This window comes from Alteromonas sp. ISO5 (genome assembly GCF_058105165.1).
The window spans coordinates 4,200,005-4,215,820 of sequence record NZ_CM176572.1; the positions used below are offsets into that span (position 1 = coordinate 4,200,005).

Below are 15,816 nucleotides of genomic sequence, written 5' to 3' on the forward strand. Positions count from 1 at the left end.
ATTACTCCTAGGATAAATCTGAAACAGATGAGTCAGCGTCGTGCTGCTGATTCTCATTTAGGAAATAAAGCAGAGCCGGGAGCAAAGTAAGGGCGCCCAACATATTCCAGAGAAACATAAAGGTAAGCATCAGCCCCATGTCGGCCTGAAACTTTATCGGTGAAAAAAACCAGGTACATACGCCCAAAGCAAGAGTCAGTCCTGTAAAAGTGACGGCTTTTCCCGTTGTACGTAAACAATTGTCGTAAGCCTGGCGCAGACTGAGTCCCTGAGTAAGGTAGTATTGAGTCCGGCTAAATATATAGATACCATAATCGACGCCGATACCAACCCCTAAGGCGATAACTGGCAAAGTCGCAACTTTGACCCCAATCCCTAACTGCGCCATCAGAGCCTGACCAAGAACAGAAGTCAGAGCTAACGGCAAAATAATGCAGATAGCAGCCTTAAAGGACCTAAATGTAAGTAAAACCATCACCGTGACGACACTGTAAACGGCAATCAGAATAAGTGTTTGAGAACGATCTATTTCCTGGTTAGTCGCAGCAGCTATACCTGCATTACCCGCCCCGAGTAAGATACGCACTTCCTCGTCATTATTCTCGTCCATGAATTTTTGTACTGCACTGACAACCTCGTTTAACGTATCAGCTTTATGATCATTCAGAGCGACATAAATCAGGCTAAGATCGCAAGGGTTATTATAAAAGACCCCTTCCGGCAAAGACTGTACATTTGAGAATATTGCTTTCTGGTTTCTTGGCAGATTATACCATTTAAGCTGCCCATCATTGAGCAATACACTCATCTTACTGGTGTGATTAACCGCGGACTCTGCGCTTTGAACGCTATCGAGTTGCTCTAAACGCCACTGCAGACGGTCCATTATTTCCAGCGTCTCGTAGGCAACACACTGGTAATCTCCGGTTTCAACCATCAGTACAAGCATGTCTGAACTGGTCGTGTAGTTATCAACGATAAATCCAACATCTTGATTGTATTGGGAGTCAGCGTGAAACTCAGGCGCCCCTTTATCAAGATCACCAACAGTAAGATCTTGGCTGTAATAAAGCCCTAGTCCCAGAATGACGATTGCAATCATTGCAACATATCGGGCAAACGGCTTGGTGGTCACCATACACAACGAGTCAGCCAGTTTATCCGGTTTGTTTTCACGATGAGTAGCGTGCTCCACGCCACGCTGGCTTATACCGACATAGGAAAATAATACCGAAAGAATAGCCAAATTGGTCAGTACCAGTGCCAGTACACCAACGGTCGCCCCTGTTCCGAGTTCTCGAATAACCATAATCGGAATAAGCAAAAGTGTTAAAAAGCCGATAGCATCACTCAATAAGGCAGACAACCCTGGACCAGCCAAATCCCTGAATGCGAGTCTGGCGGCATCTTCTTTATTGTTACCACGACCTGATTCTATGGCCACAGCATTGACAATCTGAACCGCATGGCTCACACCAATAGCAAAAATAAGAAAAGGAATCAGGATAGAATACGGATCCAGCCCTAATCCGAGTACATTGAGTAATCCAAGTTGCCAGATAACCGCCAGAATTGAACAAAATACAGGGAGTATGGTGGCCCTGATACATCGCGAGTACGCATAAAGTAAAGCCAATGTTAGCAATACTGAAATCACGAAGAACATCGCAACAGCCCCAACCCCGTCAATTAGGTTACCTACCAACTTACCAAATCCGACAATGTGCAGAGAGATATCTGCAGTTTGATATTTCTCTCGAAGGTCTTCTAATTGATCTGAGAGTTGCTTGTAATTGGGTTTTTCTCCAGTTTGCGGATCGACAGTCAATATGGGAAGCTGAATTATGGTTGACTTAAAATCATTCGCCACCAGGCTACCAATGACCCCGGATCGCATCACGTTACGCTTAATTAACGGAATTGTACTTTCAGTGCCATCATAATCGTCTGAAATCACAATTCCACCATCGAATCCTTCTTCTGTAACAGCAATCCAGGTTACGTTTTTAGTCCATAACGACTTCATCGCTGCTCGGTCAACGCCCGAAATAAAAAACGCATCATCACTTATTTGCCTAAGTGTTTCTAAGTACTCAGGTGTGAAAATATCGCCGTGTTCCGTCGCGACAGCAATCTGAATGCTGTTGCCACTTGGTACATCTTGTTGATGTTTGAGATATGTCTGAATATATTCGTGCTCCAGGGGGATCATTTTCTCGAACGAAGGTGCCAGCTTTAGCTGAGACACGTTGTAGCCCAGAAACACAGTGATCAGAAAACCTGCGAAAAGAACAAACCTCCTGTGATTAAACAGTGTTCTCTCTATAAATCGCTCTGTATTTGTTGTTGAAGTCATCAAAAATCCTTGCTTAATGCATGAAAGCAGAGGGAACTGCTAATGGATAAATGCCACCTTGTCCGACAACGTGAAAGTTGCGATCAGTACAAACTGGAGCTGATAAATGCTGGCGACCAGCAAATGGAATATTTTTTTGGGAATTACGCTCAACGTAATAAACCTGTCCACCTAAACCGGTTACAATCGCGCCACCGTCAGATAGCGTACAAATCCCCTGCAATACCGAAGACGTTTCTAATTGAATTAGAGACCAGCTATTCCCGTCATCTAAGGAGTGAAGAATTTTGCCTCCCATCCCCAACAAATAAAGCTCTCCATTACGATCCGTAGCGTGTACCTTTAAAATGGTGCCATCGTAAGGCAATGAAACACTCTCCCACTCCTCGCCGTTTACCGAACGAAAAAGCAACCCACCCTCTCCGGCTATAAACATCATGCCAGCAGGTGTTGCGGTTGTGCTGTATAAATGTAATAAGCCAGGGTTTGGTAAGTCTGGAGTAATAAATGTCCAGTTGACGCCGTGATCTTCGGTTTTGAAAGCCCAGCCTAAAGCGCCAACGATGATGCCAATTCCCGACGCTTGCATATGAATATCAAAAAGGCTCGCAGCTCCACCGTCCTTTGAGCTGTATGCGATTTCATCTCGAATAAATTGCAGGTCGTAAATCAGATCCGAGTTGGGGTCTTGCCGTTCTAGCAATGACAAGCGTTCTTCTACTGTCAAATTTGCAAGATTAACCAGAGTCTCGCCTGATAGAGCCACTTGCCAAACTTTAGCATCACTGCTGCTGAGCACTATTCCATCATGTCCTGTAGCCCAAAGTTTTGCGGGGTCTCCTAAACTTACAGCCGTGAGATTTACTCTCACTGGCACTGATGATTGTAGCCATGGCTCTGAAGAATGTTCTCGATAAAGTATATGTCCTCGTTCACCTGCGATAACCTGTAATCCGTGTCGGGTTTCCGCATCAAACAGAAAGGAGTGAATTGCATGTTCACTCTTTATTGCTGGTTCATTTTGCCGGTCTGCTAAAGCCGCACCCGGCAAACAAAAAGTCAGTAAAAACATTCTGACTAAGATGGTTTTCATAATATGTTCCGAATAAAGACAGCTGTTTTTTAAGCCTGGGATATTTCTAATTACGCCTCTGCCCAGTGCAGGCTTTGTGCCTGCGCCTGCACAGAAAGCGCAACAGTGCTATTTAACGAGTACCCAGGCGGCGTAATGAGTCTGGCGTGAAAAACTTTTCTTCAGGAATAGGTTTATCAAAATTAAAGGTACCGCCCTCTTCATTTACGAGTGGCAGAGCGTTGTATCGCTGAGAAATTAAATCATGGTGCACCTGGAGTGCTTCGTGGGTAACCTGAGCCTCCCAGTATGTTTTCAAGTAGTTAAACGATACACGCCAGATCTGATCGCGCTCGTCATATTTATCGATAATCGCCACAGCCCAGCTGTCTTCATCGATATACATCACCCGCTTTTTATAGATATGGCGTTCATCGTCCTTAAGGTTAGCCTCTATCACCCACACTCTGTGCTTTTCATAGCGCGTATAGGTTGGGTTGATATGGAAGGGTGTTATCAGTTCCTCATAAGAAATATCTTCGCTTTGCAGTCGATAATTGTTATACGGAATGTACAGTTCTTTTTTACCAATGAGGGTCCAGTTGTATTTATCTGGTGCGCCAAAATACATGTCGAAGTCATCCATGGTTCTATAACCATATGAAGGCGGTACGGGTGTGTCATACTCAAAGACCGGCGCTCGGCGGACTCTTCGTTGACCTGAGATGTATCGCCAGACATTGCGCTTACTTTCGCTAGGATTTATGTAGTCATGCACAAGAAATGTATCGCCCGCAACTTTGGCCGGTGCCGTTTGTGAGGCTAGGAACTTGGTAAGGATACCGGATTCATCATTTTCAATGTAGTATGGAAACACTTGGAATCTGTCAATTTTATCCTCGATAAACCGACCATTAATATCCGGAGTTACCTGAGTAAGTGAAAGCTCTTGATACTTCCCCTGGTAGCGCAGTAAATGGTTCCAGATAACCTCAGTACCATTTTGTGGGAGAGGAAACGGAATCCCGGCGTGAGCATTCTTTACTCCGTTACCATCAGTCTCTAATTCCGCGGTTGTTGCTAATTTGCGGGTATTCTCAACATACCAGTCAGGGTATGTGGTTGTTCTGTGAGTAGGATAAACCGGCATTCTGAAAGTTTCCGGATAAGCCTCAAACAGCGCTATTTGCCCTACCGATAACGCGTCATCATATTGCTGGTAATTGCTTGCATCAATCACAAACAAAGGCTTCTCATCTATGTAAGGATCCGGGTGAATACTTCCAGGCCCCTGATAGTTAGCGGGAATATTCTTGATACCGCTACCATCCCAGGCAGGAATAGAGCCGTCACTATTACCCGCTTTTTCGGCTCCCATTGGAGTTAATGTATTTCCAAGCCGATTAGCCATCTCTTCGGTGACTGCCGCATTGGCACTACTACTCAAACAAATTGATATGTATAGGAATGCAACGTTTCGAAAATTTTTCATCTTTTACCCTTAAGTTCTTTAAAACATATACTTAATAGCGAGTGACAGATTGTCTCTGTCGTCCACAATACTGTCGAAGAAGTAGTTGACCCCAAACGAGGCTTCTAGTGTGTTTTGCCAGTTCGCACTGATATTGACGCCGAAGGATTTAGCTCCGTCTGTGAAACTACCTGCTGCGATGGCTGAAATACCGTCTACATCATGGGAAAAGTTGACGTTAACGCCGAGGTCAGTGCCAGAAAGAGCCCTTACATATTGGCCTACGCCATCAAAATAGGTGAGACTAAGGCGGCCTTTATAACCCCACGCAAATTGATCAGCTACATCTGGGCCTCTAAAGATTTCGCCATCCTTGAGGCCTGGTGTATAAACGGCCCCAAGTTCAATAATAAAACCAACAGCGTCAGCCAAATCTCTGAACCCATCGGTAGTCGATAAGTTTTTATTGATAGTTAATTGAGCAACGACAACATTCTCCGGTGTAACTACCAAACCATTTCGAGTTCCGGGATTCGCCACTCCTTTAACGATAGCGGGACTACCAAATTGTGTTGTTTGCACCTGAGTATCCTCGTGGTAGGCAATCTCACCAGAGAAAGCGGTTTCCCATGCCACGGTGTTGAAACTGATACCGTAAAGACGAACATCTTCAAGATAGCCGATATTGTAATAAGCATTTGGATCTACATTTGTCGGTGGTCCGGACACACCAACAGAGGGAAGTTTGGAGTGATAATTTACAATATAAAAACCGAAATCGGTTTCGTTGAGCGCTTCTGAAAACCAACGTACCGCAAGGCCCCACTGACCACTATTCTTTGCATCCAGATCCGGTCCACGTAGCCATCCCGAGTTCCCTTCTGCTGGGTGCCCTTCATCTGCCGGTGTTTGGATAGCTTTACCGCCGTCTTCCGCTATAAAATCGTTGGTAGAAAAAAACGTCCCTGTAGGCGGAGCGATAGTAGGTTGCCAGTCGTATTGATAATACCCTTCAACAGTCAGCGAATTAGTGAGACCGACGCTTGTAAATAATGCCCCCTGAGGTAAAAGGATGTCTTTGACAGCAGTGCCGGGTAATCGAGCCTGAGTAATATCAGCTGGATTAATTGCGTTGCTTATACCCGACTGAATAAAGGCGTTCTCTCCCCAATTAATTACCTGATCACCTAACCGAACCGTGAGTGCGGTCTCGCCAATAAAGCCCTGAAAATATGCAAAAGCATCCAGGATTCTAATATTTTTACCTGCCATATCTTTTGTTTCGTCACTAAAGTCATATGGCGACTCCCCGACAAACACATGGCTATTTGAAATCTCATTAGTACCATCGTAATCTGTTCCCTCATGCATTATCACCTGATCATAGTAACCAAGCACTCGATTGAAGAAACCTATAGTATTGCCACTTTCTAATTTATTCTTTAACTCAAAGTCATAGCCGAGTTTGATGACATTACTTACGATATCACCCTTACCGAAATTGTAATTCCCATCATCAGCATTAGGGTTATGAGCAGTAGCAACAGTAACCGCTGGCAATACCGGGATACCATCTGCTCCAATTTCCATTTGAGTTCTGTCAGGGTCTCTCAACCTGAGCATTGCCGAGTAAGTTACTGTAGTATCAAATGTGCCTTGCCAATCCTCTCCAAGTGAAAATTCTTTAGCGACTACTGCTGGTGATAATGTCGAGATTACTCCGGACAAACACATAGCAATTGCTAGCCTAGAAAATCGGTGCTCGCGATAGCGATGCACTGCTTCAAACCGATTAGATTTCATTAAATTCACCACTTAATTAATAGGGTTGTTTGTTTTTATTTTGTAAACATCTTGTTGCAAGGTAGATTTATACAGACAGAGTTGGCAGTGGTGGTAACAGGAAAGCGCAACCGGTATCGCAATTGCGCATTTAAATTGTGGTCAAACCTGTACTTCATTGACTGGAATGACTTTTCGACAGATAGATCACTAGGGGCTGTTGACCTTAGAAATACCGTTTACATTCAATGGGAATAAAACAATTTAAGCTAAGGAAGATGCGAATAAGACCCTGATGTGAGATCAGATCATAGCGGCATGGTAAATCTCAATCACCAATGCCCATGAGCCAACCGTTAACTGTTGCCGATAGCGAGTTTTCCAGCAAACGTCGCCAGACTCGTCGCGAAGTTTCCCTATCCCGAATGGATAATTTGTGCCGTGGTTTCAACCGCTGGAAGTGATTGATCCCTTTTACCTTAAAGCAGGCAACGGTAGGCGCTCCTACTCATAGAAACCATGTTCCGTATTCACTGTATACAGCAATGGTATAGCTTTGGTGATGAAGCGATGGAGGATGCGTTATATGAAACTGCGTCAATACGCCAGTGCGCACAACTGTCACTGGATAAGGCCATACCCGACCGTACCACCATCATGAACTTCAGGCACTTGGCGGAAAAGCACAAGCTGACGCGCAAACGATTCAAAATGGTTAATCAATGGCTGTCGGACTGCGGTGTGATGATGACGAAGGGTACACACTGACAGATGCCACGATTATTGAAGCGCCTAGCTACATCAAGAACAAACAAGCAGCGCGACCCGGACATGCATCAGACCCAAAAAAGCACTGAATGGCACTTCGGCATGAAAGCCCATATTGGGGGAATGCCAAGAGCGGTCTCATCCATACGCTGGTGACCACCGCCGCCAACGAGCATGACCTGAACCCATTGAATAACTTACTGTATGGCGATGAGGAATTCATCTCTGGCGATGCCGGATATCAAGGGGTAGAGAAACGGCAAGAACGTAAAGATAGGCAAGTTGACGTCTTGGGTGTCTATACCTAGCCAAAGTTGCACAAGACTTTATACAATCATGATTTAATCACCTACAAAATGGCATTCATCACCCCAAATAACCAGATAAAGTTTCAACGTAAAGAATTGTAGTGAGCATTCGCAACACTACCTTTACTGTGAATTATCTAAAGTGAGAAGCAATGTTTGCACAGAGGATATTATTAAACTCTTAACAAGTGACTCCTTCTCAGGCCCATGGACACCAGTAGTATCAGATGCCAGTACCGGCAACGCACAACAAGCCGCTTCAGGCGGTTTGTTTACAACTCTGAATGATAGCGGTAATCAACTTACCGTTGAGCTCCCTTTGCCTTGAACGGTTCAACCACAACAAATGAAGTGTCTGAGCCATCTGTGTTAGCAATTTTTGGTTTAGGATTACTGAGTCTGGCTGATGTGCGTAGACGCAGAAAAATCGCTTAACCTGAGCTTTTATTAATTGATACAAGGCTTAAGCAACCTGGTTGGAAACACTATGACTGGGCAAACATTCAATCAGAACCCTTCTGGGGTTCTGTTTCGTTAACAATCAATACCATAGTTTTTTCAGTCATTTTCTCATCTACAAATCCGTTTTTCGGTGCGATAACCTTTTTTATCCGGAGAATAATCTGATAGCAAGACTGCCCATTTACCAGGTCTCCATAAATACCTGGTTATTTAAGGCGTAATACGCCTAGCTTATAAGGTTCACCACCGTAACCACCATTAAGCGATGGCCCGGAGTCACCCTGGAATACAAACTGTAAATTACAAGGGTCAATGGTGAGGTATTCATCATAGCCCGAGCGGATCATTTCACCGTGGCTGATCCCGTCTGCCCATTTACCCTCGACCCAGTCTACATTGGCATTTCCGGCAAAGGGGGTTTGTTCGGTATCAGCCAGTGGAGTCCATGGCCCATCTAAATCTGTAGCTGTCCACGAACGGAAATATCTCGGTCCATAAGCACCGTCCTCACTGTTATAGGCTTCTACCAACAACAGGTATTGATCAGTACCATCTACTTTATATACATTGGCCGCTTCAAATAAGAAACTATTGCCGTTACCGCGATGGTCTTCCATTACCACTTCATAGCCCACAAAATTTGGAAAGTTTTCTCTGGAGGTTTTGGATTTATAAAGCACACCATCATCCCTTGAGAAAAACAAATGACAATTCACATCGTCACAAATTACCCAGTAATCGAGTTCCGGCTTGCCTTGTTCAACAGGAGGGCCATTCTGCAAAAAGTCTTTTCTGGCTGTCCAGCTATTAACATCCGTTATATCGCTGGTAGTTGAATAGCCCCGCCCCCACTGTGTAAAACTGTACCACTTGTTATGCGGGCGATAATAAAATACCTGGGGCGCAACCGTGTTGCCCACTTTTGTACCATCCATAGGTTGTTGAACAGCCTTAGACGCCTTTTGCCAGTCAGCAAAGCTGAAATACACCGATTTCCAGTGACCATCATTTATAGTGGCCCAAATATGGTACTTATCGTTGTAGTAAACCACTGAAGGATCTTTAATACCGAATATGCCTTCGTTAGGCGAAACCAGTGCAGAACTGGCTTCCCAATGAAACTTAGAGGGTAATGTACAGGTTTTAGCGACCTCGCTGTGAACTGAACTATTTGTACCTGTGCATGCTGCCAGCCATACGGATGCCAGCACCGCACCTAAAACCTTCTGGTTAAACTTCATCTCATTATTCCTGCTGATGTACATTTCAGTGAATTCTCCCGAGACCGACAGGATCACTGTTAAGGGGATGTAAATTCACCAGCCATAGTATGAATATCGCTGCGAGATGAAATTATTTTATAAACGAACTACTTTGCGTTATTTACTAAATTGGGCACCAGATTTCCCAGTAAACAATGAGCTTTGTACTCTCATTTACCGCAACAACTTACGTATATATGCACCTATAAAGACGGTAATAAAAACAATTCCGGCAACGGATTCCAAAACTGTTAGTGCTGCAATATGACCGCTGGGTTCATAATCCGGCCACTTACCAAAAAAATTTCCGGTAAATCCCTGAACGCTCAACGCAAGCGAAGCATGCCAGCTCATATCAGGCTGAAACAGCCGGAACAAAAACATAAACAGTAAAATGATCAGGGACGACGATATAGCAATATTTCTGAGTCTCACGCCCCAACCAAAAACATGACCGAACAATAACCGGGTTGCTGCGAAATGAGGTTGCTTCTGACGCATAAAAAAGTATGCGTCATCCTCGGCGTCAAGTTGGCCCGTATCACTAAACCAGTTCTTTAATGAACAATATAATTCTGCCGTTTTATCATCCGCATCCTGCTCCTGAACGATAAACTGCCTGGGTTCCAGTGAAAGCGGGAAATGTCGCTTTTTAACGTAGATTTCGTGAATGGGCAGAAACACCAGCCTTGCCGCACTAAGTCGGTTAAGCTGCAACTTACATGCCTCAAGTAGATTGTCTTCAATATAAGCATTGCCGTCTATGGTTGAATTTTGAAGCGCAAGGTTGCCAACAAAATGATTGTTGAAAAGTCGCATGTGACGTTCTATGGAAGTGCGCTGCAAACACAGAGATGCTATCTCGGGCTTTTCAAAAACTGCATGAGAAATGCTTAGGTCTTTAACTATCGTAGTATCAGTCAGGTTAATGGAGTCTGCTTTACATTGACTGATGGAACAGTCTTGTATTGTGGTGTTGTTTAGGAAAACGGTTTTAATATCAGAGTCTTTAACCCTTAATTTGCCATTTAGGGTTGTGGTATTAGCGGTCTCAGAATCATAGAGTTCCCGTCCGGCATAAAAACCGGTGATTACTCCCCTGTTCGTTTCCGTTTCCTGGTCCTGATTACCGATAACTTCGATATCATTGTGAAAGGTACCACCTATTGAAACTACACCGGGAATTGCCACTTCATTGAACCAGATAATGTCTTCACAGCCCAGCACACCAAAATCCAGATACACATTAGAAGCCGACAGGCCGCGCAAAGATACCCCTCCCGGCCCGCTAAAATCGCAGGACTCCATATGCAGGTTATGTTCGATATTGGATGATTTTAAACTGAAATGTTTGCTAAATCTGCTACTACAAAACCACAGGTTACCCGGAATGCTGCAGGCTATTAGTCTGAAATCGTCAACGAAATCACAGTCAAAAAAAGCGCAGTGGCTGGCAAGCTTTAACTCTTCGATATTCACTAAGCCGAACTTGCATTGTTTGAAAACAATTAAAGGGACATCCTTTTGAAGGAGCAACGATAACTGCTCCTGACTGAATTTTTCGCCTACGTAATACTCAAAATCAGGAAATTCGCTGGGTTGATCAAAACAGACTGCCGACTCCAACGCCAAACCGCGTTCGATAGTCTTTTTTGGCTTAGGTAAAAATTGGGCACATAGTTCTTCACCAGCTCCAAGGTGCCTTATGCCCAGCTTTTTAAGTTCCAGCCAGTACACAAAGTAAAGCGTTTTATCCTCACCAATGATAACCGAAAATCTTGAATGTTTCGGTTCGGTAAATACGCAATGAAACGTCTTATAATTCAATGCTCATTCCCTGTTTAGCAAATCCCATAAAATGTTCTGACACAACACCTTCGAATGATGGCCAGTCATCACCATAACTCATTAACAGCATCTTGTGTTTTACGCTATCGGGATATTCCAGTAATGAACTCAGGTTTGCATGCACCGGGTTACCTTCATGCAATGACACATCATGAAAGCAAAAATCGTAATCGTAATGTTTTACTATTTCCGGAATGGCCAGGGTATCTGCGGTATACAGTATTTTCCGATTAATACAAATGCCATAGCACGGCTTACCGGGCGTATGCGACACTTCGAAGACCTCATAATTGACGCCCTCAAAGCTAAACTGGTTCTGATCAATAAACCGCACATCAAAAAAATCTTCCAGTGTGGCGTCACCCTCACCAATTCTACCCATTGAACCTTTTAGGGTCTGGTGCCACAACTCATCATAAATTTCGCGTTTTAAATAAAGGGGCACTTTTCGTTGCAGCCGAAACAAATATTCGTAGCCAACGCGCTCTAAACCAAATACATGATCACCATGCACATGGCTGATGAAAATACCGGATATATTGTCGAATCCGATGCTACAGGCGTTCAAGGCGCTTTTAATGGTGAATCCACAGTCAATCAAAAAGGCTCCGGACGCTTTGACTATTGCGGCACCTGTATTAAACATTGTGTCGGAGTCTGAACTCCCCGTTCCCACCATTTTGAAAACAATATCCATAAAATCTGCACCTTCACTGGCAATGACGATAACGAATCTGCTTCGTAAATATATAAACCGCAGACCCAAACAAAACACAAACCTACTATACAGCGGCCTCAATTGTATAGTAATCAACGATATTTGCGTAAATGTAGTAGTTAAAATGTGCTTACATGGTATGAGAGGTTGAGTCATTCAGGCTCACTTTAATACTAATAAGAACATGCAAGGCATCTGGGAGGCAGCCATTCATGCATATCATCATCAAAGACAAACTCACTTTGCTTAACGATCAGCAAGACGGTGGTAAAGTTAAATTTGCTCTTGGTTTGGGCATCTTGTTGTCTGTAATGATTGCCTGGCTTGCCCTGAACATGCTCTTTCCTAAAGACATCAAATCTAACCCGCCGGCCATCATGTACGAGTTGGAAGCAACCAACCGCCCTGCCACTGCCGCCGAACTTACCGAGGTTTTTAATTATTACCGCGGTATCTGGCAATTTGACTATGAATATATTCAGACTAATAAAAGTACTATTTTTCTGAATAACCTGACAACCGAATCAGTTCCACAGCGTCACTATTTTCATGCCAGAGCCATCGGTGTAGCACCTTTGTTGGATAAACCATTAAACGCATGGCACGAATATTTGCAAAACGAGCCAGCTCCTGGCAGCTCTCAGGTGTTTTTTGCTCTACAGGAAGTTTACGAACGAGCTAATCATTGCGAAGGATTGCTGACGTTAGAAAAGTTTAAAGCGTGGCACTTTGATAATCATTACCGCGAACGTCAGTTATCCTGCGGTACCACTGAAAAAAGGAGCCTGTTCGAATTTTTATCCCTATATAATTTTAAAACCCGCCGTCAGCCTGAACTGATCTTCGCTGCAATTGCGCAAATAGAAAATCCTGCAAGCAGAAATAGAATGCTAGAGAACTACGACAGGCATCTGAACACATTAAGTGAACTTTTCAACCGTTATAATGGTGAAGAACACCTGCAGGCTGTTCTGGATAATGACGGTTCAACCCAATTAGAAATCGACTGGTATCAATTCTTCGGACCAGATAATCCACACGCATCGAACGGCCCTGTGTTCATTAGAGTAGTGCAATACCAGCCAGCTTAATAGGCATGCAAGACCAGGTGTTAACGCTCAGGCGACAGGAATTATCAGAGCACCGACAAAACGTGTTCTATGACATGTTTTTGTGGTTCATTGCTGGCCATATGTTTCTTAAAGAAATATCAAAAAGCTGGCAATCTAAGTCAGGGCTAAAGAAACTGCGATATCAGCGAGAGTTTCGCGCTAACGTGGTGCTTAGAGGTAGGTATCTTGCGCCATTATAGATCATTCGCGCATTATCGTGCCCTATCCAAATCACCTATACCGTTGTTTAATAAAACTTTATTGATATGGCATCGTTAATGCTTCCTTTTTATGAACAAATTGATTCATAAACACGGTCTATGTGTTTGAGCAAAGACGCTCATGCTGTGCCAGCTTGCTGGTAACAGCATGGGCGTTTTTTTGTGTCCGAAACTTAATATCGTTTAACCCAATACAGGAAGCTAACATCATGATTACCGATCGTACCCAGGTTACTGCAATGATCCAGTCTGCCAAAATCACCAAGGGAATTAAGTGGTCTGAAATTGCTGAAGTTGTAGGTCAGTCAAAAGAATGGAGCACCGCGGCGTGTTTAGGCCAGATGGCCATGACTAAAGAGCAGGCTGAAGGTGTAGGTGCACTTCTGGGACTCAGTGATGAAGCCGTAGCCTGGCTACAAATTGCCCCTTATAAAGGGTCTTTACCCACTGAAGTACCAACTGATCCACTAATTTATCGTTGGTATGAGCTGGTGAATGTTTATGGCACCACCCTCAAAGAGCTTATCCACGAAGAGTTTGGTGACGGCATCATGAGTGCTATCGACTTCTCAATGGATTTGCAGCGCGAGGAAGACCCCAAAGGCGACAGAGTTCACGTTGTCATGTCAGGTAAATTCCTGCCTTACAAAATGTATTAAAGGTTTCATTGGCTGTTCCCGGCCGGTTTCGCAACCTAACACTGTTTAGGTTGCGCCTTTTTGGGTTATTCTTAACCAATTCTAACTGAAAATCTGTTTGTCCTGTCCAAACTTACACCAAAGTGCCATGGTGATCTGGTAGCATGGCGCAATTGTTTAAATGGCTTTAACGCCCTGCCCCTATATGTAATTTCAATAATGACGCAATCTTCGGTATTTACCCCCCGCTTTGTCTGGTTTTTATTCGGACGAGGTATCTTTAGTGCCATCGAGTCTATTATGGCAGTGGCTTTTGCCTGGCATTTGTACGAACGCACAGGCGATCCATTCGATTTAGCGCTGGTAGGCCTGTTCCAGATTGTGCCGGTGTATTTATTATTTCCTATCACTGGTTGGGCGGTCGACCATATTTCCCGCAGCAGAATTCTGCTGGCTGGTGCTACCATGCAATTGGCGGTACTCAGTGGCTTTGCGCTGCTAATGATGACGCCGGACTTCAACAAGTGGTTACTATTGGCGTTAATCAGCCTACACGGTTGTGGTAAAGCGTTTATGTCGCCGGCATTACAGGCTACGCTACCAAATCTGGTACCGTCTCATCATTTAAATCAGGCCGTAGCCATCACCAGCACAGTGTGGAATATTGCGCTTACCGTAGGTCCATTTGTGGCAGGTATTCTGATTGCCCTGTTAGATCGCAATATCTACTGGCTGTTGGTAGCTGCCGCTGTTGCCACCCTCACCTGCTTTTACCAAATCCCTACCATGGGCGCAGCCAATACAGGCAAAGGAAAACGAGATTTACTCGGCGGCTTACGTTTTGTCAGGCAAAATCAAATTGTGCTCGGCAGTCTAAGTCTGGATTTGTTGATTGTGCTTTTCGGCAGTGTCGTCGCACTGTTGCCGGTGTACGCAGCAGATATTCTTGACGTGGGGCCTGAAGGGCTGGGTTTTCTGCGTGCCATGCCAGCGGCAGGTGCGGTATTAATGGGCATCTACTTATCCCGGTTTAAAACCGAATTCGAATACACCGGTCCAACCCTGTTTGTCTCACTGGGGGTGTTTGCTTTGTCCATTATCACTTTCGCCCTTTCTGAAACCCTGTGGCTTGCGGCCTGCGCGTTGTTCGTTTACGGCGCTTCCGACATGATAAGCGTGGTCATTCGTGGCGCTGTTGTGCAGTTAAACACACCTGATGCGCTACGCGGCCGGGTCAGTGCGGCCAATTCCATTTTTATCGCCTCTTCAAACCAGCTTGGGGATTTTCGCGCTGGTGCCGTTGCCGCAGTCATAGGGCCTGTTGGAGCTACTTTACTCGGTGGTGCCTGTGCTATGGCTGTGGCGGCAGGTGGCGCCTATTGGTTTAAAGACCTGCGCCGTTTAAAAAAGATTGATAATTAACGGATACAAAAAGGTTGCCCAGCAAAATAAAGCCAGCATGATCGCCACAAAAACAGCGGCCGAGCCGATATCTTTCGCCTTGCCGCTGAGCTCATGAATTTCTGGGCCTATTCTATCCACCACGGCTTCTATGGCACTATTGAGCAGTTCAACAATAATGATTAACAGCAGGCTGCTAACCATTAGCACTCGCTCTACCGCCGTCACATCCAACCAAAAGCTTAACATGGCACCAATTACCAGCAAGGCCAGTTCCTGGCGTACAGCGGGTTCGCTCAAAAACGCCGCTTTCAGCCCTTTGAGTGAATACCAGGTTGCATAATATAACCGTTTAATACCGGTAACTTTGGTGACAAACATTACTGCTCCATAACTT

12 protein-coding genes and 1 pseudogene are annotated in these 15,816 nt (G+C 44.6%); 5 read left to right on the top strand and 8 right to left on the bottom strand.

The genetic code is table 11. From position 1 onward, the window contains the following. Positions 1 to 7: 7 nt before the first annotated feature. The 4 genes from AC2T0J_RS18745 to AC2T0J_RS18760 form a co-directional block, all read right to left on the bottom strand. The gene (locus AC2T0J_RS18745) at positions 8 to 2,356 is read right to left on the bottom strand and encodes an efflux RND transporter permease subunit (RefSeq protein WP_489807271.1); all 2,349 of its coding nucleotides are present in this window, start codon (positions 2,354 to 2,356) and stop codon (positions 8 to 10) included. A 13-nt stretch (positions 2,357 to 2,369) separates the two neighbouring features. Beyond that, positions 2,370 to 3,449 carry a WD40/YVTN/BNR-like repeat-containing protein gene (locus tag AC2T0J_RS18750; protein ID WP_489807272.1) on the bottom strand — a complete coding sequence of 360 codons (1,080 nt, stop codon included), beginning with the start codon at positions 3,447 to 3,449 and terminating at the stop codon, positions 2,370 to 2,372. 112 nt (positions 3,450 to 3,561) lie between these two features. After that, positions 3,562 to 4,920 carry a DUF1329 domain-containing protein gene (locus AC2T0J_RS18755; RefSeq protein ID WP_489807273.1) on the bottom strand — a complete coding sequence of 453 codons (1,359 nt, stop codon included), beginning with the start codon at positions 4,918 to 4,920 and terminating at the stop codon, positions 3,562 to 3,564. An 18-nt stretch (positions 4,921 to 4,938) separates the two neighbouring features. Further along, positions 4,939 to 6,702, bottom strand: coding sequence for a DUF1302 domain-containing protein (locus tag AC2T0J_RS18760; RefSeq protein ID WP_489807274.1), 1,764 nt, complete (start codon positions 6,700 to 6,702; stop codon positions 4,939 to 4,941). A gap of 323 nt (positions 6,703 to 7,025) precedes the next feature. Here AC2T0J_RS18760 and AC2T0J_RS18765 point away from each other — a divergent pair. Continuing rightward, positions 7,026 to 7,742 (top strand): annotated as a pseudogene (locus tag AC2T0J_RS18765) (IS5 family transposase); the annotation flags it as partial. Positions 7,743 to 8,123: 381 nt separating this feature from the next. Further along, positions 8,124 to 8,192 (top strand): hypothetical protein, encoded by a 69-nt coding sequence (locus AC2T0J_RS18770; RefSeq protein ID WP_489810371.1) that lies wholly within the window; start codon positions 8,124 to 8,126, stop codon positions 8,190 to 8,192. Positions 8,193 to 8,425: 233 nt separating this feature from the next. Here the strand turns inward: AC2T0J_RS18770 and AC2T0J_RS18775 are convergent, their stop codons facing one another. The 3 genes from AC2T0J_RS18775 to AC2T0J_RS18785 form a co-directional block, all read right to left on the bottom strand. Next, positions 8,426 to 9,460 carry a glycoside hydrolase family 62 protein gene (locus AC2T0J_RS18775; RefSeq protein WP_489807275.1) on the bottom strand — a complete coding sequence of 345 codons (1,035 nt, stop codon included), beginning with the start codon at positions 9,458 to 9,460 and terminating at the stop codon, positions 8,426 to 8,428. Between the two features lie 195 nt (positions 9,461 to 9,655). Beyond that, the gene (locus AC2T0J_RS18780; protein WP_489807276.1) at positions 9,656 to 11,308 is read right to left on the bottom strand and encodes a hypothetical protein; all 1,653 of its coding nucleotides are present in this window, start codon (positions 11,306 to 11,308) and stop codon (positions 9,656 to 9,658) included. Further along, positions 11,298 to 12,026 (bottom strand): MBL fold metallo-hydrolase, encoded by a 729-nt coding sequence (locus AC2T0J_RS18785; RefSeq protein ID WP_489807277.1) that lies wholly within the window; start codon positions 12,024 to 12,026, stop codon positions 11,298 to 11,300. Before AC2T0J_RS18785 ends, AC2T0J_RS18780 begins: the two co-directional genes overlap by 11 nt. Positions 12,027 to 12,259: 233 nt before the next feature. Here AC2T0J_RS18785 and AC2T0J_RS18790 point away from each other — a divergent pair, with 233 nt between their 5' ends. The 3 genes from AC2T0J_RS18790 to AC2T0J_RS18800 all read left to right on the top strand — a co-directional run bounded on the left by AC2T0J_RS18790 (position 12,260) and on the right by AC2T0J_RS18800 (position 15,440). After that, entirely contained in the window at positions 12,260 to 13,138 is an 879-nt protein-coding gene (locus AC2T0J_RS18790; protein WP_489807278.1) for a hypothetical protein, read from the top strand. A gap of 451 nt (positions 13,139 to 13,589) precedes the next feature. Next, complete coding sequence (cynS, locus tag AC2T0J_RS18795; protein WP_489807279.1) at positions 13,590 to 14,039, top strand: cyanase; 450 nt, start codon at positions 13,590 to 13,592, stop codon at positions 14,037 to 14,039. A 198-nt stretch (positions 14,040 to 14,237) separates the two neighbouring features. Beyond that, positions 14,238 to 15,440, top strand: a complete 1,203-nt coding sequence (locus AC2T0J_RS18800) for an MFS transporter (protein WP_489807280.1) — start codon at positions 14,238 to 14,240, stop codon at positions 15,438 to 15,440. On the opposite strand, the gene AC2T0J_RS18805 is transcribed toward AC2T0J_RS18800, so the two are convergent. Beyond that, positions 15,420 to 15,800, bottom strand: a complete 381-nt coding sequence (locus tag AC2T0J_RS18805; RefSeq protein ID WP_489807281.1) for a diacylglycerol kinase — start codon at positions 15,798 to 15,800, stop codon at positions 15,420 to 15,422. The genes AC2T0J_RS18800 and AC2T0J_RS18805 overlap by 21 nt on opposite strands. Positions 15,801 to 15,816 lie beyond the last annotated feature (16 nt).